This window comes from Mycobacterium sp. TH-M15, from assembly GCF_057473705.1.
This window is the reverse complement of record NZ_JBYCLB010000373.1, coordinates 1-22376: the sequence shown is the minus strand read 5'-3', so window position 1 is coordinate 22376 and position 22376 is coordinate 1. Positions and strand designations below refer to the sequence as shown.

Annotated in this window: 15 protein-coding genes and 2 pseudogenes; 6 read left to right on the top strand and 11 right to left on the bottom strand. The window is 70.4% G+C overall.

All coding sequences use genetic code 11. From position 1 onward, the window contains the following. Positions 1-2749, bottom strand: a 2749-nt coding sequence (gene ileS, locus AC2VNT_RS09225) for an isoleucine--tRNA ligase (protein WP_486946569.1), incomplete at its 3' end; no start/stop codon positions are given. Positions 2750-2967: 218 nt separating this feature from the next. Between ileS and AC2VNT_RS09220 the strand changes: the two genes are divergently transcribed. Continuing rightward, positions 2968-3444 (top strand): lipase family protein, encoded by a 477-nt coding sequence (locus AC2VNT_RS09220; RefSeq protein ID WP_486946568.1) that lies wholly within the window; start codon positions 2968-2970, stop codon positions 3442-3444. Between the two features lie 43 nt (positions 3445-3487). Here AC2VNT_RS09220 and AC2VNT_RS09215 read toward each other — a convergent pair. The 3 genes and pseudogenes from AC2VNT_RS09215 to AC2VNT_RS09205 form a co-directional block, all read right to left on the bottom strand. Then, positions 3488-3802, bottom strand: a pseudogene (locus tag AC2VNT_RS09215) (hemerythrin domain-containing protein); the annotation flags it as partial. A 692-nt stretch (positions 3803-4494) separates the two neighbouring features. Next, positions 4495-7332, bottom strand: a pseudogene (locus tag AC2VNT_RS09210) (MMPL/RND family transporter); the annotation flags it as partial. A 61-nt stretch (positions 7333-7393) separates the two neighbouring features. Then, positions 7394-8881, bottom strand: a complete 1488-nt coding sequence (locus tag AC2VNT_RS09205) for a flavin-containing monooxygenase (RefSeq protein ID WP_486946566.1) — start codon at positions 8879-8881, stop codon at positions 7394-7396. 179 nt (positions 8882-9060) lie between these two features. Between AC2VNT_RS09205 and AC2VNT_RS09200 the strand changes: the two genes are divergently transcribed. From AC2VNT_RS09200 to AC2VNT_RS09190, 3 genes are all read left to right on the top strand, one after another. Beyond that, on the top strand, positions 9061-9828 hold the full coding sequence (locus tag AC2VNT_RS09200) for a phthiotriol/phenolphthiotriol dimycocerosates methyltransferase (RefSeq protein WP_486946567.1): 768 nt from the start codon (positions 9061-9063) through the stop codon (positions 9826-9828). 137 nt (positions 9829-9965) lie between these two features. Then, a complete protein-coding gene (locus AC2VNT_RS09195; RefSeq protein ID WP_486946565.1) occupies positions 9966-11330 on the top strand; it encodes a cytochrome P450 in 1365 nt (454 codons plus the stop codon). Positions 11331-11370: 40 nt separating this feature from the next. Continuing rightward, positions 11371-12192: a phthiotriol/phenolphthiotriol dimycocerosates methyltransferase gene (locus AC2VNT_RS09190; protein WP_486946564.1), complete on the top strand. Its 822-nt coding sequence runs from the start codon at positions 11371-11373 to the stop codon at positions 12190-12192. An 8-nt stretch (positions 12193-12200) separates the two neighbouring features. Here AC2VNT_RS09190 and AC2VNT_RS09185 read toward each other — a convergent pair whose 3' ends face one another. Beyond that, positions 12201-13022 (bottom strand): alpha/beta fold hydrolase, encoded by an 822-nt coding sequence (locus AC2VNT_RS09185; RefSeq protein ID WP_486946563.1) that lies wholly within the window; start codon positions 13020-13022, stop codon positions 12201-12203. Positions 13023-13144: 122 nt separating this feature from the next. Here AC2VNT_RS09185 and AC2VNT_RS09180 point away from each other — a divergent pair, with 122 nt between their 5' ends. Beyond that, positions 13145-13975 (top strand): SDR family NAD(P)-dependent oxidoreductase, encoded by an 831-nt coding sequence (locus tag AC2VNT_RS09180; protein ID WP_486946562.1) that lies wholly within the window; start codon positions 13145-13147, stop codon positions 13973-13975. A 39-nt stretch (positions 13976-14014) separates the two neighbouring features. On the opposite strand, the gene AC2VNT_RS09175 is transcribed toward AC2VNT_RS09180, so the two are convergent. The 4 genes from AC2VNT_RS09175 to AC2VNT_RS09160 all read right to left on the bottom strand — a co-directional run bounded on the left by AC2VNT_RS09175 (position 14015) and on the right by AC2VNT_RS09160 (position 17621). Further along, complete coding sequence (locus tag AC2VNT_RS09175) at positions 14015-15631, bottom strand: hypothetical protein (RefSeq protein ID WP_486946561.1); 1617 nt, start codon at positions 15629-15631, stop codon at positions 14015-14017. 101 nt (positions 15632-15732) lie between these two features. Further along, a complete protein-coding gene (locus AC2VNT_RS09170) occupies positions 15733-16440 on the bottom strand; it encodes a nitroreductase family protein (RefSeq protein WP_486946560.1) in 708 nt (235 codons plus the stop codon). Next, positions 16433-16936, bottom strand: a complete 504-nt coding sequence (locus AC2VNT_RS09165; protein WP_486946559.1) for a DUF2505 domain-containing protein — start codon at positions 16934-16936, stop codon at positions 16433-16435. Before AC2VNT_RS09165 ends, AC2VNT_RS09170 begins: the two co-directional genes overlap by 8 nt. Positions 16937-16940: 4 nt before the next feature. After that, the gene (locus tag AC2VNT_RS09160) at positions 16941-17621 is read right to left on the bottom strand and encodes a flavodoxin family protein (protein WP_486946558.1); all 681 of its coding nucleotides are present in this window, start codon (positions 17619-17621) and stop codon (positions 16941-16943) included. A 32-nt stretch (positions 17622-17653) separates the two neighbouring features. On the opposite strand from AC2VNT_RS09160, the gene AC2VNT_RS09155 reads away from it, so the two are divergent. Then, a complete protein-coding gene (locus AC2VNT_RS09155; RefSeq protein WP_486946557.1) occupies positions 17654-18484 on the top strand; it encodes a class I SAM-dependent methyltransferase in 831 nt (276 codons plus the stop codon). On the opposite strand, the gene AC2VNT_RS09150 is transcribed toward AC2VNT_RS09155, so the two are convergent. Further along, positions 18477-19736 (bottom strand): phthiocerol/phthiodiolone dimycocerosyl transferase family protein, encoded by a 1260-nt coding sequence (locus AC2VNT_RS09150; RefSeq protein WP_486946556.1) that lies wholly within the window; start codon positions 19734-19736, stop codon positions 18477-18479. The genes AC2VNT_RS09155 and AC2VNT_RS09150 overlap by 8 nt on opposite strands. Before the next feature lie 13 nt (positions 19737-19749). After that, a partial coding sequence (locus AC2VNT_RS09145; protein WP_486946555.1) for an acyltransferase domain-containing protein occupies positions 19750-22376 on the bottom strand: 2627 nt, incomplete at its 5' end.

Here is a 22376-nt window from a genome sequence, read left to right as displayed (position 1 = left end):
GGGTGCCGTCGGCGTTCACCACACCCTCCCCCGCCTTGACCGCCTTGATCGCCGCCTGCACGTCCTTGCCCAGCCGCGGGCCAGCGACCCGGGCGTTGACGGCCAGCTCGAAGCGGCCGTAGCGGTCGATGTCGTCGGTGAGCTCGACCGCCTTGACGTTGAGTTCGTCGGCGATCAGGTCGGTGAACGGCGCCAACCGGCCCGGATCCTCCACCGCCACCGTCAGTTTCGGCAGCGGCAGCCGGACCCGCAGCCGGTGCGCCTTGCGCAGCGACGACGCCGCCGAGCAGACTTCGCGGACCTGGTCCATCGCGGCCGCCAGGCCCGGGTCGGCAGGCAGGGTCGCGGAATCCGGCCAATCGGTCAGGTGCACCGAGCGTTCCCCGGTCACCCCGCGCCAGATCGCCTCGGCGGTCAGCGGCAGCAGCGGCGCGGCCAGCCGGCCGGTGACCTCCAGCACGGTGTGCAGGGTGTCGATCGCGTCGGCGTCCTCGTCCCAGAACCGCTGCCGCGACCGGCGCACGTACCAGTTGGTCAGCGCCTCGGTGAACTGCCGCAGCCGCTCGCAGGCCCCGCAGATGTCGCAGCCGTCCAGCGCGGCGGTCAGCCCGTCACGCAGCGCGGCCAGCTTGGCCAGGATGTAGCGGTCCAGCGTGTGTGTCGAGTCGGTGCGCCAGACACCGATTTTGGGCGCGTACAGCGCCAGGAAGCTGTAGGCGTTCCACAGCGGCAGCATCACCTGGCGGACGCCCTCGCGGATGCCCGGTTCGGTGACGATCAGGTTGCCGCCGCGCAGGATCGGCGACGCCATCAGAAACCAGCGCATCGCGTCGGAGCCGTCCCGGTCGAACACCTCGGAGACATCCGGGTAGTTGCGCAGCGACTTGCTCATCTTCTGCCCGTCGCTGCCCAGCACGATCCCATGCGACAGACAGGTTTTGAAGGCCGGGCGGTCGAACAGCGCGGTGGCCAGCACGTGCAGGGTGTAGAACCAGCCGCGGGTCTGGCCGATGTACTCGACGATGAAATCACCCGGGTAATGCGTCTGGAACCAGTCCGCGTTCTCGAACGGATAGTGCACCTGGGCATACGGCATCGACCCGGAGTCGAACCAGACGTCGAGCACATCGGGGATGCGGCGCATGGTGGAGCGGCCGGTCGGGTCGTCCGGGTTGGGCCGGGTCAGCTCGTCGATGTAGGGGCGGTGCAGGTCGTGCGGTCGCACCCCGAAGTCGCGTTGCAGCTCGTCCAGGCTGCCGTAGACGTCGATCCGCGGGTAGGCCGGATCGTCGGACGTCCACACCGGAATCGGGGTGCCCCAGTACCGGTTCCGGGAGATCGACCAGTCCCGGGCACCGGCCAGCCATTTGCCGAACTGGCCGTCCTTGACGTGCTCGGGATGCCAGGTAATCTGCTGGTTGAGGTCGACCATCCGGTCCCGGAACTCGGTGACCTTGATGAACCAGGACGAGACCGCCTTGTAGATCAGCGGGTTGCGGCACCGCCAGCAGTGCGGGTACGGGTGCTCGTAGGTCTCGTGGCGCAGCAGCACCGCCCCGTTCGCCGCGGCCGGGCCGGTGCCGTTCTTCAGGTCGCCGATGATCTCCGGGTTGGCGTCGAAGACCAGCCGGCCGGCGTAGTCGGGCACGGTGGCGTCGAAGCGGCCGCCTTCGTCCACCGGGGTGACCGGTTCGATACCGGCCGGGTCGGTGGTGTTCTTGTCGTCCTCGCCGTAGGCCGGGGCCAGGTGCACGATGCCGGTGCCGTCCTCGGTGGAGACGAAGTCGGCGGCCAGCACCCGAAAGGCGTTGGGTGAGTCGTCGAAATACCCGAACGGCGGGGTGTACCGCAGGCCGACCAGGTCGGCGCCGACGTAACGGCCCAGCACCTCGGGGTCTTCACCGAGTTCCCGGGCGTAGCCACCCAACCGGGCTTCGGCCAGCAGGTAGCGTCGCTCCCCGACGGCGACCTGGACGTAGGCCACCTCGGGGTTGACGGCCACGGCCAGGTTGGCCGGCAGCGTCCAGGGCGTGGTGGTCCAGATCAGCAGGTGCGTCCCGGCCAAGTCCCCCTCGGTGATCCGGAAGCCGACCGTCAGCGCCGGGTCCTGGCGGCTGACGTAGACGTCGTCGTCCATCCGCAGCTCGTGGTTGGACAGCGGCGTCTGGTCGCGCCAGCAGTACGGCAGCACCCGGTAGCCCTGGTAGGCCAGCCCCTTCTCCCACAGCCGCTTGAACGCCCAGATCACCGACTCCATGAAGGTCGGGTCTAGGGTCTTGTAGTCGTCGTCGAAGTCGACCCAGCGAGCCTGCCGGGCCACGTAGGCCCGCCACTCGTCGGTGTAGCGCAGCACCGAGTCCCGGCAGGCCTGGTTGAACGCGGCGATGCCCATCGAGTCGATCTGCGACTTGTCGGTGATGCCGAGCTGGCGCTCGACCTCCAGCTCGGCGGGGAGTCCGTGGGTGTCCCAGCCGAACCGGCGCTCCACCTTGTAGCCGCGCATGGTCCGGTAGCGCGGCACGATGTCCTTGACGTATCCGGTGAGCAGATGCCCGTAGTGCGGCAGGCCGTTGGCGAATGGCGGCCCGTCGTAGAACACGTACTCGTCGGCGTCGGCGCGGCGGGCGATGCTGGCCGCGAAGGTGTCGTCGGCCGCCCAGTACTCGAGCACCTGCGCTTCCAGCGCCGGGAAATCCGGGGCGCCGGTCGGTTTCGGATAGCTGCGCTCGGTCGGGTGGTGCTTGCTCACCTGCGGGGTCTCCTGTGCGGCTCTTCCGGCCGGGGACGACGACCACGCTGCTGCGTGAGCGCCGCGGTACCACCCCGCTTGCCGCGCGCCGCGCGACCGCTCGACTGCCGGCGATGACGGGCCGACCCGTTCGGTTCTACTGGGCCAGAGGCCGTTCTTCCGAAGACTCCCCGGTGATTGCCGGATCATCGTCGCTGCCGCGATTCTAGACTCGACCCGTGGCATTCGACGCATCGGCCGCCCTGGACACGGTGCTGCCGCTGGCCGAGGCGGCGTACACGGTGATGACCGGCGGCCCGCCGGCGCTGCCGGCCGGGTTCGCCCGGACCGCGCTGATCGAGGCCGATCCGGCGCATCTTGCCGCACTGCCCGACCCGCACCCGGCGAAGGCGATGGCCAAGGACACCAACGTCTTCGGGCTGATCGGACGCGACGCCGGCAGCCGGACCGCGTTCCTGTCGTTTCGCGGCAGCGCCGACGTCTCGGACTGGCTGGCCGACTTCGACGTCCTCCCGGCCGCCTACCGGCCGGTGCCCGGGTTCGGTCAGGTGCATGCCGGGTTCCAGGACGTCTACGAATGCGTCCGGGACGACATCGTCGCCAACCTGCCGGCGGCGACGGCCGGCTGCGACCACATTCGGCAAGCTCCGCGGCTTTCTCCGGCTGCAGGTTGTTGTCCGCGGCGGGGTAGATGACCGGCTCCTCCACTTTGTTGTGCGCCGCAAGAAGGTTCGTCAGCTGCCGGCCGGTGTCGCGGATCTTGTCGTGGTCGGTGCCGTCGACGACCAGGTCGGCTAGCGTGTCCATGGTCCGCCAGATCTCGCCGTGCCCACGGATCATCCCGAGGATCGACAGCATCAGCGAGCCTTGGCGGATCGACGGGAACAGGATCTGCTCCTCCAGGTAGATGTGCCGGCGCAGAGCTTTCAGCGTCGCGTCCAGGGCATCCCCGTCGACAGTGCCGCCGGCCAGCTTCTCCACGAACGCATCGATCCCGGCATCCACTTCCTGGTGTTCATGCTCCAGCGCCGCCGACAGGGCCCGCTCAGCCATCGAGGTGACCGCCTTGACCGTCGAGGGCGCCACTGCTGCCACTGCCCAAGGTGCCCGCGCCGGTCGCCAGCGCCCCATTCCAGATGGTCTGTGTGCTGCGCACCGCGATTGCCATCGTGCCGACTCCTCCGTCTCGGCCGCCCGGCACCGGCGGGGATGTGCACCGGACCGGCGGGCTATTTTCACAAGCAAACTGCTTTAAACCCTAGTACATGGTCGGCGGGACTGGCCAGCGGCTCGGCAAAACCGGGCAGGTGCGGGAGGCTCGGCTCGGGACCAACAAGTCCACCGATCCCGAGGAGGCCACCGCGCAACGGTGCCGCACACGCACGGAGAGTCCACCCGGGAACCGGTCAGGTGTGCCAGCGGCCCAGGTGTCCGGCGCTGGTCTGCTGCTGCTCGCCGCCGGCCGCGTCGGCCTCGGCAGCCAACTCGTAGGCGTCGTCCGCGACGGAATCCTCGCCGATCGGCGCCTCGGTCGGCTGGTCCTCGGCCGCCGTCGTCTCCGCCTCGGTCTCCGCGCCGGACCCGTTGCGGGAGAACTCCGGGAACACGCTGGCCAGCGCGTGCTCGAACGCGAGGTCGTCCGGCACGGTCCGGTCGCCGCGGGCAGACTCATGGTCCGGTTCGGTGTCGTCGGCCGGGGTGACCGCCGGGAATTCCGGTTCGGCCGAGACGGTCGCAGCGGCCGGCTCGGGCGGTGCCGCTGCGGGCACGGCGCGGACCGGATGCGACCGGACGTTGATCGGCCACCAGAACCAGCGGCCGAGCAGCGCGGCGATCGACGGCATCATGAACGAGCGCACCACCAGCGTGTCGAATAGCAGCCCGAGACCGATCGTCGTGCCCACCTGCCCGACCACCCTCAGATCGCTGACCACCATCGACGCCATCGTGAACGCGAACACGAGCCCGGCCGCGGTGACCACCTTTCCGGTGCCGCCCATCGCGCGGATGATCCCGGTTTTCAGCCCGGCCGCCCGTTCGTCCTTGAACCGGGCGACCAACAGCAGGTTGTAGTCGGAGCCGACCGCCAGCAGGATGATCACCGACATCACCAGCACCAGCCAGTGCAGGTTGATTCCGAGGACGTACTGCCACAACAGCACCGACAGCCCGACCGAGGCTCCCAGCGATGCCGCTACCGTCCCCACGATCACCACCGAGGCGATCAGGCTCTGGGTGATGATCAGCATGATGACGAAGATCAGGCACAGCGCGGTGATCCCGGCGATGTACAGGTCGTAGTCGGCGCCCTGCTGCAGATCCTTGAAGAGCGCCGCCGTGCCGGCGACGTAGACCTTGGCACCAGCCAGCGGGGTCCCTTTCAGCGACTCCGCCGCGGCCTTCTTCATCGCGTCGACCCGCGCCATGCCGTCCGGGGTGGCCGGATACCCCTGGTGGGTGACGAAGAACCGTGCCGCCTTACCGTCCGGCGACAGGAACAGTGCCATCACCCGCTGGAAGTCGGTGTTGTTGAACACGGCCCGGGGCAGGTAGAAGGACTCGTCGCTCTTGGCGGCGTCGAAGTCCTGGCCCATCGCGGCAGCGTCTGCGCCCATGTCCTCGATCTGGCCGATCATGCCGGACATGGTGCTGTGCAGGGTCAGCATCATGGTCTGCAGGCTCTTCACCGCCGAGATCTGCGTCGGCAGCAGGCCGAGCAGCTGCGGCATCACGGTGTCGATGTTGCTCAGGTCGGGAGCGATCTGGTCCAACTTCTCGGTGAGCTTGTCCACGCCGTCCAGCGCGTCGTAGCCGGACCGCAGCGCCCAGCAGTTGGGGTTGCTCACGCAGTCCGGCTGCTGGTACACCGACTGGCGCAGCGGCTGGGACGCCTCGTCGAAGTCGGCCATGTGATCGCGCATCTCCCTGGCGATGTCCATGGCCTCCTTGCTGACGCCCACGGCATGGTGGGTCTCGCCGTTCATCTGCTGCATGAGCGCATACATCCGCTGCATCGTGTCGACGGTTTCGCCGAGGGCGTCGGCTTGCTGGCGCATGTCACGGACCCGGCTCTTGATCAAGTCCAGGTTCTGCAGCTGACCGACGTTCTGCATGCTCAGCAGGAACGGGATCGACGTGTGCTCCAGCGGAGTTCCCTCGGGGCGGGTCACGCCCTGCACCAGGGCGACACCGTCGACGCTGAAGACGGCTTTGGCAACCTTGTTCAGCACCAGAAAATCGGCCGAATTGCGCATGTCGTGATCGGACTCGATCAGCAGCACCTCGGGCAGCAGCCGGGATTCGGAGAAATGCCGCGACGCGGCCGCCCAGCCGACGTTGGCCGGGGTGTCCTGCGGGATGAACGACGGGTCCTTGTAACTCACCTGGTAACCGGGGAGCGCCAGCAGGCCGACCAGCGCGGCCGCGCAGCTCGCCACGAGGATCGGCACCGGCCAGCGCACCACCGCGGTGCCCACCCGCCGCCAGCCGCGCACCGACATCGTGCGCCGCGGCTCGAGCAGGCCGAACCGGCTGGCGACGGTGATCACCGCCGGCACCAAAGTCAGCGCGATCGCGACCGCGACCACCATGCCGACCGCGCACGGAATACCCATGGTCTGGAACACCGGCAACCGGGTGAAGCTCAGGCAGAACGTCGCCCCGGCGATGGTCAGGCCCGACCCGAGGACCACGTGGGCCACCCCGCGGTACGCGGTGCGGTAGGCGGTATCCGGGTCCTCGCCGTCGTGGCGCGCCTCGTGGTAGCGGCCGATGAAGAAGATTCCGTAGTCGGTTCCGGCCGCGATCGCCAAGGTGACCAGGATGTTGATCGCGAACGTGGACAGGCCGATCCAGCCCAGATCGCCGAGCAGGGCCACGATCCCGCGGGCCGCGGCCAACTCCACACCGACCATGGCCAACAGCAGCGCGACGGTGGTCACCGACCGGTAGAGCAGCATCAACATGACGGAGATGACGGTGACGGTGACCGCCAATATCTTCAGCACGTCGTGGTCGCCGCTGTGATTCATGTCGGCCACCATCGGCGACGCTCCGGTGACGTACGCCCGGACTCCGGGCGGAACCGGGATGCGTGCCACGATGTCGCGGACCGCCGCCACGGAGTCGTTGGCCAGCGCCTCGCCCTGGTTGCCCGCCAGGTTCAGCTGCACCAGCACCGCTTTGCCGTCACCGCTCTGCGCGCCGCCGGCGGTGAGCGGGTCACCCCAGAAGTCCTGGATGTGCTGCACGTGCGTGGTGTCGTCGCCCAGCCGGCGGATCAGCTCGTCGTAGTAGCGGTGGGCGTCCTCGCCGAGCCGCTCCTCGCCCTCCAGAACGATCATCGCCGAACTGTCGGTGTCTGATTCGCCGAAAAGCTCGCCCAACCTGGCCATCGCCTTCACCGATGGTGCGTCTTTGGCGCTCAGCGAGACGGTGTGCTCCTTGGCGACCTGCTCCAGCGGCGGGACGGCCAGACTCAGCACCAGGGTGATGCCCAGCCATCCCAGGATGATCGGGATCGCAAACCTGCGGGCCATCGCCGCCGGGGACTGCCCGCTTCGGCGCCGGCGCTGGGTGGTCATCGGCCCAGGTAGATACGGCGGGCGGTGGTTCGATCCAGAATCCCCGATCGCGACGCCGAAGTCATGAGATCAGGTAATCCGACAGCGGAAACGTGTCCTGTTCCTGCACGGCGCTGCGCACCGATGTCGGGCGGAATAACGGCGCCTCCCCGGTGTGGTGGTTGAACCAATACGATCGCGAATTCGCGCAGTTTCCGAGCCGAAACACCGAATCTTCGAGCAGGCCGTTCATCCGGCCCAGGAAGGCGGCGTTGGCGCGCTCGGTGACCTCGAAGGTTTGCGCGCCGCGCCGCTGCAGCTCGCCGAAGAGGCGGTTCATGTGCCGCATCTGATATTCGACGGTGTTGAACCAGGACAACCCCACCCAGGCGAACGGGCTGGCCATGGTCAGGAAGTTCGGGAAATGCGGCACCGAGACACCCTGGTAGGCCTGGAATCCGCTCTCGCGCCACCACTTGCCCAGGTTGCGGCCGCCCCGGCCGACCACCTCGATCGCCGGCAAGTTTGCGTCCCACACGTCGAACCCGGTGGCCAGCACCAGGGTGTCGATCCGACGTCTGCTGCCGTCGCAGGCGACGACTCCGTCCGGTTCGATCCGCTCGATACCGCTGGTCTCCAGGTGCACATGCGGCTTGGTGAACGTCGGGTAGTAGTCGTTGGAGATCGTCGGCCGCTTGCAGCCGAAGTCGAAGTCCGGGCTCAGTTTGCGGGCGAGTTCCCGGTCGCGCACCGACATCAGCCGGTGCCACCCGGCCAGGCCGGCCATCGCCTTGTTGACCAGCTTGAACCGCCGATACCGCCACATCGTGATGACCATCATGAAGTCGGTGAAACTGTCGGTGACCCAGCGCACCGCCCGCTGGGTGAACGGCACCCGGGCGAAGAGCCGCTGCACCACCGGCGGGAAGACGACGTCGGACTTCGGCGTCACCAGGATCGGCGTGCGCTGATAGACGGTGAGCTCCGCGGCCTGCTTGGCCAGTTCGGGAACGACCTGGATGCCGGTGGACCCGGTGCCGATGATCGCCGCCCGGCGTCCGGCCAGGCAGTAGTCGTCGTCCCAGGCGGCGGTGTGCAGGATGCGGCCGCCGAACGTGTCGATGCCGGGGATATCCGGGATTTTCGGCTGGCACAAAAACCCGGTCGCGGCGATCAGGAACCGGGCGCGCAGCGTCTCCCCGCCGGAAACCGCCACCCGCCAGAGCTTGGCGTCCTCGTCCCACTGCGCGCCGTCGACCTCGGTGTTGAACCGCATGAAGCGGCGCACGTCGTACTTGTCGGCGACGTGTTCGGCGTAGCGCTTCACCTCGGTACCCGGCGCGAACAGCCGCGACCAGTACGGGTTCGGCTCGAACCAGTAGGAGTACGTCGTCGACGGCTGGTCGACACACAGGCCCGGGTAGTGGTTGACGTGCCACGTTCCGCCCAGGTCGTCTTCGCGGTCGACGATCACGATGTCCTGGTAGCCCAATCGGTTGAGCTGGATGGCCGCGCCGATCCCGCCGAAGCCCGCCCCCACGATGATCGCGTCGTGCTGCTGGGTCCCCATGAGCTATAAACGCTACCCCACCCGGGCGCTGCCGCGGAGCCCGATGACCCGTTGGCGGCTCCGGGCGGTCCACCCCGATCACGGCCGGCCGGCGACCATGCCATACTGCCACGATGGTTCGCTCCCCCTCGCAGACCCTGGACAAAGTCGGCGCCAGCCTGGTCTATCGCATCTCGGCGATGCCGGTCTACAAAAAGGTCTTCAAGTACTGGTACCCGTTCATGACCCGGCGGATGGGCGGCGACGACGTCGTCTTCCTGAACTGGGGCTACGAGCAGGACCCGCCGCTGGAGCTGCCGCTGGACGAGGCCGACGAGCCGAACCGGTACTCCATTCAGCTCTACCACCAGACCGCTACCCAGGCTGACCTGGCCGGCAAGACGGTGCTGGAGGTCAGCAGCGGCCACGGCGGCGGCGCCTCCTATCTGGCCAGAACCCTCAAACCCGCCTGCTACACCGGGCTGGACTTCAACCCGGACGGGGTGGCGTTCTGCCGGAGACGGCACCGGGTTCCCGGCTTGGACTTCGTGCAGGGCGACGCCCTGGACATGCCGTTCCCGGACGCGTCGTTCGACGCGGTGATCAACGTCGAGGCCTCGCACATCTACCCGGACTTCCCGCGGTTCGTCGCCGAGGTGGGCCGGGTGCTGCGGCCCGGCGGTCACTTTCTGCACACCGACTTCCGGGCCAAGGAGGACGTCCCGGCGTGGCAGGCGGCGCTGGACACCCCGCCGCTGCGGGTGGTCAACGAGCGGGTCATCAGCGAGGAGGTGGTCCGCGGCCTGCAGGCGAACTCGCCGCGCTCCAACGAGCTGATCAACGAGCGGCTGCCGCTGCTGCTGCGCCGGTTCGGCCGGGAGTTCGCCGTGGTGGAGGGATCGTTGTTCTACCGCGACCTGGAGCGCGGTGAGATCACCTACCGGATCTTCCATCTCGTCAAGGACTGACCGCACCGGGTGACCTGCTCGGGCTGCGTTCTGCGCACGGCTGCGGGGCGAACGAAGCCCGGTCAACCGGCGGACGATGCTGCTAGGGTTCCTGCCATCGTCGGCGACCGAGGATCTTCACCGAGGAGTTCACCCGCATGACCGTTGCCCGTCGGCTCCGATTCCGCGCCGGCCTGCTGAAGATCGCCGCGGACGGCATGGTCGGGGTGGCGCGGGACAAGGCCGCCGCGTACGGCTACACGCTGACCGGCCGTCGAACCGCGCCGATCACCGACTTCGACCCGTTCGCCGCGAAGACGATGCGCGACCCCTACCCCGGGTACCGCACGCTGCACACCGGCCCGAAGGTCTGGTACAGCCGCAAGCGCGGAATCTGGGTTCTGGCCGGCTACGACGAGGTGCGGCAGGCGCTGCGTGACGACGACGCGTTGTCATCGGCGGAGAGCCAGGCCCGGTTCCGGGTGCACCTGAAGACGATGAACGCCACCGATCCGCCCGACCACACCCGGCTGCGCCGGTCGGTGTCCCGGGCTTTCACCCCGCGGGCGATGAAGTCGTGGGAGGCCGCGATCAACCAGGTCGCCGACGAACTCGTCGAGGCGATGATCGCCCGGGGACGAACCGAGCTGGTGGAAGACCTGGCCAAGCCGCTGCCGAACCGGCTGATCGCGACCCGGCTGGGCATCCCGGAACGGGATCACGCGCGGTTTTTGGCCTGGGCCGACGCGATCAACGAGGCGGCGTTCGCCCCGTTGAGCCCGCACGGGATGGTGCTCAACATGCGTTCCAGCCGGTCGATCGTGGCGATGCACCGCAGCCTCGCGCCGATGATCGAGCAGCGCCGCCGGCACGGCGGCGACGACTTGATCTCCATGCTGGCCGCCGCGAACGACGACGACACGCTCTCCGACGACGAGGTGTTCTGGAGCGCGTCGATGCTGGTCGGCGCCGGCAGCGAGACGACGACGAACCTGCTGTCCGGGCTGTTCCTGACCTTCGCCCAGCACCCGGAGGTCTACACCCGGCTGCGGGAGAACCCGGCGCTGATCCCGGCCGCGATCGAGGAACAGCTGCGGCTCGTCTCACCGGTGCAGGGGTTCTACCGCACCGCTACCCGCGACTACCCGGTCGGCGAGGACACCATCCCGGCCGGGGCGCGGGTGCTGCTGCTGTTCGCCGCCGCCAACCGCGACCCGCGGCACTACCCCAACCCGGACGTCTTCGACCTGGACCGCAACCCGACCGACCACCTGGCGTTCGGCGGCGGCGCCCACTACTGCATGGGCACCCACCTGACCCGGATGGAGGTCAGCCGGGTGCTGACCCGGATGCTGCCCCGGGTCGAAGCGGTCCGGCTGGCCGGCGAGCACCGTTACCTGGTCAACGCGACGATGCGCGGGCTGGAGCACCTGCCGCTGGAGCTGGTTCCGGTGCGGCCCGGGGCGGCGGCCGGCGCCGCGGGAACGGCCGACACCGCCGACGCCCCGGGAGGCCCGGGGTAGCGCGGGCAGCCGCCGCCGGCGGTCGTGACATACTCACCCGATGCCCACGATGAACCGCCTGGTGCTCAACCCGCTCACCCACCGATTGGTGGTCAGCCCGCACGTCTACCACCTGCTGTTCACCTCGTTCGTCACCAGGCGGTTCGCCACCCAGACGCACCTGCTCAGCGGCGACGACTGGCTGTTCCTGAACTACGGCTACGAGCAGGACCCGCCGATGGCGGTGCCGCTGGCCGACTCCGACGAGCCCAACCGGTTCTTCATCCAGCAGTACCACCGCACCGCCGGCCCGGTCGACCAGGCCGGACGGAAGGTGCTGGAGGTCAGCTGCGGTCACGGCGGCGGCGCCTCCTACCTGATGCGCACGAGCCGGCCGGCCGGCTACACCGGTCTGGACCTGAACCCGGCGGCGATCCGGTTCTGCAGACAACGCCACGACCTGCCAGGCTTGGATTTCGTCGAGGGCGACGCGGCCGACCTGCCGTTCGCCGACGGATCGTTCGACGTGGTGCTCAACGTGGAAGCCTCCCACCTCTACCCGAACGTGCCCGGTTTTCTCGCCGAGGCGGCCCGGGTGCTGGCCCCGGGCGGGCACTTCCTCTACACCGACTTCCGCCGCCGGCGCGACTGCGCCGCGTGGGACGCGCAGCTGGCCGACACCCCGCTGCGGCTGGTCTCCAGCATCGACGTCGGCGCGGAGGTGCTGCGCGGCAACGAGCGCAACCTGCCGCGTAAACAGGCGATGATCGGCCACCACGGCGCCCTGGCCCGGTTCGCCAGCGAGGCGACCGACTGGGCGTTCAACGGCGCGCTGCGCAGCGGCGAATTCGTCTACCGGCTGTATTGTCTGGCCAAGGACTGAACCGGCGGCTACAGCCCGCGCTCACCCAGCCAGCTGTGGATGCGTTCGGCGACCGCCGCCCAGCCGGCCTCCAGCATCATGTTGTGCCCCATGGCCGGGAAGAACTCCGCCTCGGTGTGGTAGGCACGCGCGGTGGCCAGCACCTCGTCGCGGGTGTGTGCGCCGTCGTCGTCGGCGCCGAGCACCAGCAGCGGGGTGCCGATCCGTTTCGGCTTCGGCAGCCGCAGCAGCGCGCAGTCCACACCGATCCGGGAGCTCTCCTCCTGCAGCCGGGCCGCGTAGGCCCGCACGGTGGATTCCGGGGTGTGCCGGGAGAAGAACCGCTCCCGGGCCAGCTCCGGGGTGCCGACGTAGGGCAGGGTCTTGCCGGTGATGCTCAGCTTGGCGAAATGCCAGGGCCGGTGCCGGACCCAGCGCGCCGCGGCGCCGAGGGAGCCGTGCGGCGGCATGGACGTCATCAGCACACCGGCCGGCGCAGCGTGGGTCTCCAGGTATTTCTGCACGATGAAGCCGCCCATCGAGTGCCCGATCACCACCGGGCCGACCGGCAGGGCGTCGGCCACCGCGGTGACGTCGGCGAGGTAGTCGGCGACCGAGCAGCGGCGCAACGGCTTGTCGGTTCCGCTGGCGCCGTGGCCGCGGAAGCTCACCGCCACCGCGCGGTAACCCCGGTCGGCGAAGAAGCCGAGGAAGTGTTCGTCCCAGCACCAGGCGGCGTGCCAGGCGCCGTGCACGAACAGCAACGGCACCGGGTGGGCGTGACCGGCACTGCCCCGGTCGATCACCTCGAGCCGGCCGACGGTGTCGTCGCCGAATGCGGGAAGCGCCACCGGCTCACCTTATCGTCCCCCCGGGCGACCAGCGGCGCGCCGGTGCACCCCGGTGCCCGTAGACTTGCCTTCCGTCTGCCGCCCGATCGCCGCGCCGCCCGACCCACTGGAGTGTTGAGTAGATGAGAGCCACCCCGGTCGCGCTGGTCACCGGTGCGACCAGCGGTATCGGCGAGGCCACCGCCCACCGGCTGCACGATCGCGGCTACCGGGTGTTCGCGGTCGGCCGCAACCCGGATGCCCTGGGCGTGCGGGCCGGGCGCGGGGTGGCGGCCCGCGCCGTCGACATCACCGACGAGGCCGCCGTCGAGACGCTGGTCACCGAGATCGAATCCGAGAACGGCGGGGTGGACGTGCTGGTGAACAGCGCCGGGCTGCCGCTGTCGGTGCCGCTGGAGCAGGTGCGGCGAGCCGACCTGCGGGCGCTGCTGGAGACCAACGTGGTCGCGATGCTGCACCTGTGCCAGGCCGTGCTGCCCGGGATGCGCGCCCGCCGAGCCGGCACCATCGTCAACATCGGCAGCACCGCCGGGCGGTTCACCAGCCCCGGCGCCGGCCCGTACCACATCAGCAAGTACGCCGTGGAGGCGCTCTCGCTGGTGCTGCGGCCGGAGGCGGCGCAGTTCGGGGTGCGGGTGGTGCTGCTGGACCCGACCGGGGTGCGCACCCGGTTCGTCTCGGCCCAGCTGGCGGTGGAGCCGGCCTACGCCGACGACGACCCGTACGCGGGATTCAAGCGCCGCTACTTCCAGACCTCGAAGAAGCTGACCGAAACCCCCGGGTTGATGATCGACGCCGACGTCGTCGCCCGCGCGGTGGTCCGGGCGGCGCGGGCGAAAAATCCGCGGGCCCGCTACGTCGTCGGGGCGTCCGGCCGGGCCTCGGTGCTGGCCCGGCTGCTGCTCACCGACCGGATGTGGGACCGGGCGACGATGCGCAGCCTGCGCGGCTGAACAGCCACCCGCCACGGCCGGCCGGCTGTGCGCCCCGGGTCAGAGGGCGCCGAACGTCCCGATGTCCAGCAGGCCGTAGAGCAGAGAATACGGCGAGAAGAGCACGTCGGGGTCGACGGCGTTGCTCGTGGCCGCCGGAACCAGGTCCTTCACGCCGAGGATCTCCGCCAGATCGCCCATCACCAGATCCGGGTTGAACCCGCCGTACTCGCCCGGCACAACCGGGGGTGTGACGCCGGCGTCGGGGCCCGGGACACCCCCCCAGTTGTCCGACAGATAAGACGGGTCGGTCAGGATCCCGCTGTTGACCAGCAGCGCGCTCCACTGCGGCCCCAGGGCGTGGGTGATCCCATCCTCGGTGTGCGGGCCGAAGGTGAACAGGCCGTCCCGCAGCCCCGCGATGGTGGCGTAGGCCTGGTCCACCGTCGCGGCGTTGGTGTTGCCGACGGTGCCGGCGTCGTACGGGTTCGTGTTGTCCGGGGGCTGCTGGGCCAGCCTCAGCCACTCGGCGATCAGCGGGTTCTTCGGCCCGATGTCCTGGATCGCCTGCACCATCGCCACGTTGCCGTGATCGCCGGACGCGACGTCGCACGTGCCGGGGCAGAACGGCCCGCCCTCGACGAACGGGTTGAAGTCGATGATGTATCCGGCGACGTCGGCCTTCACCGCCTGGAAGAGGTCGCCGAAGAGCGTGATCGGGTTGAGGGCGTTGAGGGTGTCGCTGACGGTGGTCGAGGACACCGGGTCTTCCAGGCTCTGCAGCCACTGCGCGACCGGCTCCAGCGGGTCGAACTTGAAGGTATCCCCGGCCCACGGCATCAGGTTCTCACCGCCCGGACCGACGTGGGTTCCCGGGAAACCGAAGCCGGGCTGCGCTTCGCTGCCGGGCACCGCGCCCGAGGAGGCACCCGGCACCGCGCCGTGATGTCCGATGCCGGCCGACGGGTCGGCGATGCCGGCGGCATCCGGGTTGTCGGCGGCCGAGCTGTCGGGGAAGGCGAACTTCCCGTCGAGAAGCGATCCCAGCGGGACCTGCAGCCAGTGGGCGAACATCGGCAGCTGGTCCGGGCCGACGAACACCTTGAAGAAGTCGATCAGCCGGTCGAGCTCGGTGATGCCGGTGACCGGCTCCACCGGGACCATCGGGGAACACTGCACCGCGTCGCAGGACTGGCTGACCGGCAGCTCGGCGGCGGCCAGCATGGCCAGCTGCTGGCCCAGGCCCGCGTCGCCGTTCGCCAGCAGGGTCGGGTCGATCTCCGGCTGGTCGAGCCCGGAGATCTGCGGCGCGTACGGGAACAGGAAGTCCATGATCGCCATGAAGTGTCCCGGGTCGCCCGGGTCCTCGCCCCACAGGTTGGCGGCGCTCGGCGTCCACCAGCTGCCGGTCCAGAAGAAGGAGTCGGCCAGCTCGTTCATCGCTCCGATCTCGTTGGCCGGGGCGTGCAGGTAGTCCAGCAGCAGGTTCATCGGGACGTTCAGGATGGAGTCGGTGTCGGACAGCAGCCGCGCGGCCCGCTCGACGGTGGACAGCCCGCCGGGCGCCCACGGTGCGACCGCGGTGATCGGCGCGATGGCCACCGCGCCCGCCGCCGCAACGGCAACCCCGATCGTCGTCCGCTGACGCTTGCCCCCACCGACGGTAGTCGTCCCCACGTTCGCCCTCCCAATGCTGTAACCGAGCCCGGCCCCGGCTCAACCTACCGTAAGAAACACGCGCGCACGAGTTCAGGACCGACCGCGCCCCCGGACCGCGGTCACCCGTCGAACCAGACCCGGTTTCCGTAGCCGTCCCGGTGCACCACCTGCTCGACCGGTTTTCGGGTGGTCGGCCCGTAGCGGCCGCGTGGCCAGCCCAGCGGCACGATGCAGCACGGCGTGATGTCGCGCGGCAGGCCCAGGATGCGCCGCGCCGATCCCTGGCTCCACAGCGGCAGGGTGATCAGCGAGGCGCCCAGGCCCACCGCCCGCGCCGCCAGCAGCAGATTCTGCACGCTGGGGTAGATCGACCCCCAGTAGGCCGACTCGGCGACGTGCGGCATCCGCAGCACCGGCAGCCGGCCCTCGCGGGCGCCGAGCCGCAGGCAGGCCACCACCAGCACCGGGATCTCGGCGAAGTGGTCCACCTGCCACTGGATCGCCCGGGCGATCTTGGCCATCGACTCGTCGCGGACGATGCCCCGGCGCAGCACCACGTCCCGCTGGACCCGCCAGGCCTGCCGGTAGCGCCGGCCGAGCCGCTCCTTGACCCGGGTGTCGCGCACCATGATGAACTCCCAGTTCTGGCCGTCGTTGCCGGTCGGGGCGCGCAGCGCCAGCTCGATGCAGCGCAGCACCACCGCCTCGTCGACCGGGTCGGGCCGCAGCCGGCGCACCGCCCGCTGGGTCGTCATCGCCGCATCCAGCGGCATGTCCAGGCGGGCCAACGCCGCGGCGGTGCTGGGGATGTCGGTCGGCTCACCCATGGGCGGCGATCCACTCGGTGGTGAACCGCTGGACGATGCCGAGGCCGTCGGTGAACACACCGACCAGGTAGTCCTCGATCTTGCCGCCCACCAGCGGCATCTTGAACTCCAACGTCGCCGACAGCGCGAGTTGGCAGCCGGCGCCGCGCCGGGTGAGCGCCCCGGTGCCGTGACCGGACCCGGGCGCACCGTTGACCGCGACGACCACCGTCCCGTCGACCCGGCCGTCGCCGGCCGGCGTCCACCGCTCGGTGGTGACCACAGTCAGGTCCCGGCGGTAGACGGCGGCCAACGGCCGGGGCAGCGCACCGTGCCGCAGGTCCTCGGTGGCGACCACGTGCACCGTGCCGTCCGGGTCCACGGTGAGCGAGTTCAGCGTGCGGACCCCGTCCACCGCGGCCAGCCGGGCCAGCCAGTAGTCCCGATCCGCGAACGCGGCATGCACCTGGGCGACGCTGGCCGGGGAGTCGAACGAGACCTCAAACGAACGCGGCATCGGACTACCTCTGCTCGCCGAAGAGCCGGTCGGCCAGACCCGCGGCGAACCGCCGGGTCTGCTCCAGCTGGTCGGGTTGGACGTTGGTGGGCGGGATCGGCACCCCCAGGTAGCGCGTGCGGTACCGGCCGCTGCCCAGGTAACTGGTGAGCGAGAGCATCGAGCGCAGCGGGTCACCGGGATAGCCGAAGTGGATCTCGTCGACGAACGTCCCGCCGGCCGCTTTGGCCAGCCCCCGCACCTCGGTGAGGTTCTCCAGCCAGTAGCCGCGGCACACCACGAACACCGCGAACGGCTTGCCGGCCAACAGCGTTGCCGCCTGCGGCGACGTCAGGAAGGACCGGATCGGCATGCTCGGCGCTCTCCACCAGGTCGGCGAGCCGATGCAGACCAGATCGTAGTCACCGTCGGTGACCGCGTCCGGAACGGAGATCTCCCCGGTCTCGCCGCGCTGCTGCGCTTTCAGCACGCTGAGCATGTCCGGCCAGACCCGGCGCATCGGGAAACGCGAGAACCGCTCGCAATACCGCGGATCGGTGAACTCGATCGGCGCCTCGACCACCTGGCAGCCGTGCGCGGCGAACACCTCCCCCGCCGCCTGCAGCACCCGCTTCGCCTGCCCGGTGTAGCTGTAGTAGACCAGCAGCACCCGCGGCGTCCCGCCACCCGGCCGGCTCTGCGTCATCGTGTCCCCTCCTCGGTACTAGGCTCGCCGGAATGACCGACAAGATCCGGGTCGACCTGCACGGCGCCGCGCAGACCATGCTCACGACGTTGTACCTCAAAGCCCTCGACGCCGACTTCGACCGGCCGGTGCTCGGCGACCGGTACGCGAAGCGGGCGGTGGACCGGATCGAGTTCGACTGGGCCGGCCTGGACGAGCCGCCCACCTGGGCGCCGCTGGTGACGGTGCGCACCGCCCAGTACGACATCTGGGCCCGCCAGTTCCTGGCCGCCCATCCGCGGGCCACCGTCATCCACCTCGGCTGCGGGCTGGACAGCCGGGTGTTCCGGCTGGATCCCGGCCCGGACGTGGCGTGGTACGACGTCGACTTCCCGGCGGTGATCGCGTTGCGGGAGCAGGTTTTTCCGGCCCGGCCGCACTACCGGCTGGTGGCGTCGTCGGCGACCGACCCGGCCTGGCTGGACCAGATCCCCGCCGACCGTCCGACGCTGCTGCTGGCCGAGGGGATCAGCATGTACCTCACCGCGCCGGACGGTCTGGCCCTGTTGCAGCGGATCGTCGACCGGTTCGGCGCCGGGGAGCTGCAGATCGACTTCTACAACTGGCTGGGCATCAAGACCCAGCGGACCCACCGGCTGCAGCGCCGGTCGGGGGCGAGCCTGCACTGGGCGGTGAACGGCCCGGGCGACGTCCTGGCTCATCTCACCGGCCTCCGGTTGCTGACCGCCACGACGTTCTTCGACGCGGCGACGTTCGGCCGGGCGCCGGCCGGCTTCCGCTGGGCCGGCCGGCTGGTCCGCGTCATCCCGCCGCTGCGCCGCATGCTGCAGTACCACCGGTACGCGTTCGGCCCGGTCAGCTGAGACCGGCCGGGGTGTGTTGGTCGGCGATGCTGCACAGCTGCGCCGTTATCGCCGCCACCGACCTCTCCGGGGCCGGGCCGTGCGAGTGGTACTCGATGTTCAGCTGGCCGGCATAGATCTGGGTGAAGTAGATGTCGATGCCGGCGCTGACCGTGAAGTACAGCTCGCCGTGGGTGGACGTCACCTGCACGCCGGGCGGGGTGCGGACCGGTGGCACCAGGCCGTTGTTGGAGAGCACCACGACGTCGGGCAGGCCCGGCGGGTTGCCCACGTACTGCGGGCTCAGGTGCAGCCGGGACTGTTGGATCACCCCGTCGGCGAGGTCTTTCTGGAACGTCTCGGCGACCGCGCGGGCCAGCTCGACGGTGCCGGTCGCCTCGTCGATCTCGGCCAGGTAGGCGGCCACCCCGATCGGGTTGGTGCACCCGGTCGCCGAGACCGGCGGCGACAGGAAGTAGCGCAGGTCGACGGTGTAGAGGTAGGGGATCGGGATGTTCAGCCGGCCGCGCAGCCGCCACTCGGCCAGCAGCACGGCAGCGGAGAGCACCGCGTGCAGGCTCAGGTCGTGCGCCTTGCCGAACGCGACGACGCCGTCGGTCTGCTGCTCGGTGAGCCGGGCGGAAGCCATCGGAACCCGCACCGGCTCAGTGGGTTTGACGTCGGCGCCGGCTCGCCGGGTGGGCGGCAGGTCGTAGCCGAACATCGCCGGCAGGAATCGTTCGATGCCGGAGCGCTGCTGTTTGCGTACCCGCCGGTCGGCCAGCACCGCCTCGATCGACTGGGGCGCGGGCTGCACCTCGATCGCGTCGGTGCCGCCGGTTTCGACCAGGTCGGTGTAGTAGGACAGCAGCTCCTCCACCAGCGCGTACATGTGGTGGCCGTCGGCCAGCGCATGGTGCACGTAGAGGGTCGGCTGGGCCCGGTCGCCGCGGACGATCAGCCGGAACGCGACCAGCGACTCGTTCTGGTCGAAGCGCGGCGGCGGCGGTTCCTCGGCCGAATCACCCAGGTCGATCACCTCGATGCCGGCGGACATCAGATCGTCGGTGACGAACTGGTGCCGTCCATCGGGCAGCGGCTCGAGGTGGCTGGTCAGGATCGGGTGCGCCGCCAGCAGCGCGTCGTAGGCGGCCGAGAGTGCGTCCACGTCGATCGGCCCGGTGACGTGCGCGGCCAGGCCGACGAAGTTCTGCGTCTCGGCCAGCATCTCCTCGCTGTTGGCCAGTGTGCGGATCACCGACGTGTCGAACACGCTGCCCCCTCCCCTACGACGGGCCCGTGCCCGACATGGCGGACATGTCGACCAGCGCCATCTCGTCGGCGGCGGCGTCGTCGTCTTCGGCGATCGCCTCGGCGAGCAGATCCCGCAGCGCCGTGCCGTACCGTTCGGCGAGCGTGCACACGGTGTCCGGACCGACCCGGCGGCCGTCGTACCACCAGTCCAGGTGCAGCAGCCCGGTCGCGCGGTAGACCCGCAGCTCGACCGGGTGGCCGAGGCCGGCGACGGTCTCGCGCACCGACATCGCGGTGTCCGGGTCCAGCTGCACCGGGGCGTCGTCGGTGGAGACCACCGGCAGCTCGGGAATGGCGCCCAGGTAGGAGAGGTAGACGTCGGCCGGCGCGGCGGCGGCCAGTGGCGTCGCCGTCGGCGCGTACAGGTAGCGCAGCAGTCCGTAGCCGATCCCGTAGTGCGGCACGGCACCCAGCGTCCGATGCACATCGTCCAGCAGCGACCGCGCGCCGTCGGCCGTCGAGCAGCGCAGCGGCACCGGGTAGACGGTGTTGACCCAGCCGATGGTGCGGCGCAGGTCGACGTCGGGTTTGAGCACCGACCGGGCCTGCCCGGCGACGTCGACGGTGAGCGTGCCGGCGCCGACGGTGGCGGCGACCGTGCGGCTCAGCGCGGCCAGCAGGATCTCGGTGATCGGCACCCGCAGCCGGCGGCGGGCGTCGTCGATCTCACTGGTCTCCAGCGCGGTCAGCGCCGACGAAACCGTGGCCAGGTCCCCGACCCCGGGCGCCGGGAGGCCGTCGGTGTCCGCTTCGGCGACCCGCAGCGTCGCCGCCGACGTGCCCTGCAGCCAGAACTCGCCGCTCTCCACCACCGCCGGGTGGGTGACCAGCGCCGCGCACCGCTGCGACCATTCCGTCCACCGGGTGGCGACCGCGGGCAGGACGATGTCGTCGCCGGCCAGCCGCTGACCGAACGCGGTGAACACATCGGTGAGCAGCACGTCGCGGGAGACCTCGTCGCCGACCGTGGCGTGCAGGCCCAGCACCAGGTAGCACGGCCCGCCGGCCACCCCGCGCAGGTGGGTCGCGGTCAGCGGCGGGCCGGGCAGCGCCGCGTCGACCGGGTGGGCATCCAGCGCGGCCAGCAGCGCGGCCCGTTCCTGCCGGCTGCCGGGTGTGGCGTCCTCCGGCAGCGCGGCCGCGACCAGGGCGGTGAACTCCCCCGGGTCGGCAACCTGCTGCCGCCAGCCGCCGGCGTGCCGGCCGATGGTCAGCCGCAGCGCGTCGTGCTGGGCGACCACCGCGGTCAGCACCGCGCGGACGTCGTCGGCGGTCACGTCCGGCCGTAGCCGCAGCACCATCGGCACCCGCCACCGCGCCGGCTCGGCCAGGCCGCGCGCCAGGAAGCCGAGGATGTTCGGCGGTACCGGCGGATGCGTGACGTCGCCGGGCGACCGGCGGGTCAGGCCGCCGGCCGCGTACCGGGCGGTCAGCGTCTCGGCCAGCCCGCTCAGGGTCGGGTTGTCGTACAGGTCCTGCGGGCTGAGGTCCAGCCCCTCGTGCGAGGCGGCCATCGCGACGCCGATCGCGATCAGCGAATCGCCGCCCAGGTCGAAGAAGTTGGCGGTGCGGTCGACGGTGCCCACCCCGAGGCACACGCTCCAGATGCGCCGCAGGGTGGCCTCCATCGGCGAGCTGCCGTTGCTGTCGGCCTTGGCGGGCGACCCGTCGGCGGCGGCGGTCGACCGGTCGGCGGCGGTCCCGCTGCCGGTCGGGCCGGCGCCCCAGCGCGCGTCGGCGTTGTGCTCCACCCAGTGTCGTTGCCGCTCGAAGGGGTACCCGGGCAGCGAGACCAGGCGGGGACGCCGGCGCGGACGCAACCGGGTCCAGTCCACCTCGACACCGGCCGCCCACAGCTGGCCGAGGCCGAGCAGGAACGCGTCCCGGTCCGGGCGGCTCTGGGCGTGATGGCGCATCAGCCGCACCGCCCGGTGCGTCTCGGCCCACCGCGGGTGACGCATCGCCGATCCGGTCAGCGTGCCGCCGGGCCCGACCTCGACCAGCACCCGGTGCGGGTCGGCCAGCAGCGTGTCCAGCTCGTCGGCGAAGCGCACCGTCTCGCGGATCTGTCGCGCCCAGATCGCCGGGTTGGTCGCCTCGGCCGGCGACAGCCAGCTGCCGGTGAGGTTGGACAGCAACGGGATCCGCGGCTCGTGCAGGGTCACCCGGGACAGGAAGCCGGTGAACTCCGGGACGATCGAATCCATCAGCCGGGAGTGGAAGGCGTGCGACGTCCGCACCCGGCGGGCGGTGACGCCGGCCCGCTGGAGCCGCTCGGTGAACTCGCGGACCTTCTCCTCGGAGCCGGCGACCACGCAGGCGTTCGGGTCGTTGACGGTGGCCAGATCGACCTGGGGATCCTGCCCGCCGAGGTGGTCGGCGACGGCGTCCGGGCCCAGCGGCACCGCCACCATCACCCCGCGCGGCGCGGCGTTCATCAGCCGAGCCCGCATCGCCACCACCTTGACCGCGGTCTCGACGTCGAACACCCCGGCCAGCGCCGCCGCGGCGTACTCGCCGATGCTGTGCCCGGCCATCGCCGCCGGCCGGATCCCGTAGGCCTCGGCCAGCTTCGCCAACGCGTACTGCACGCTGAACA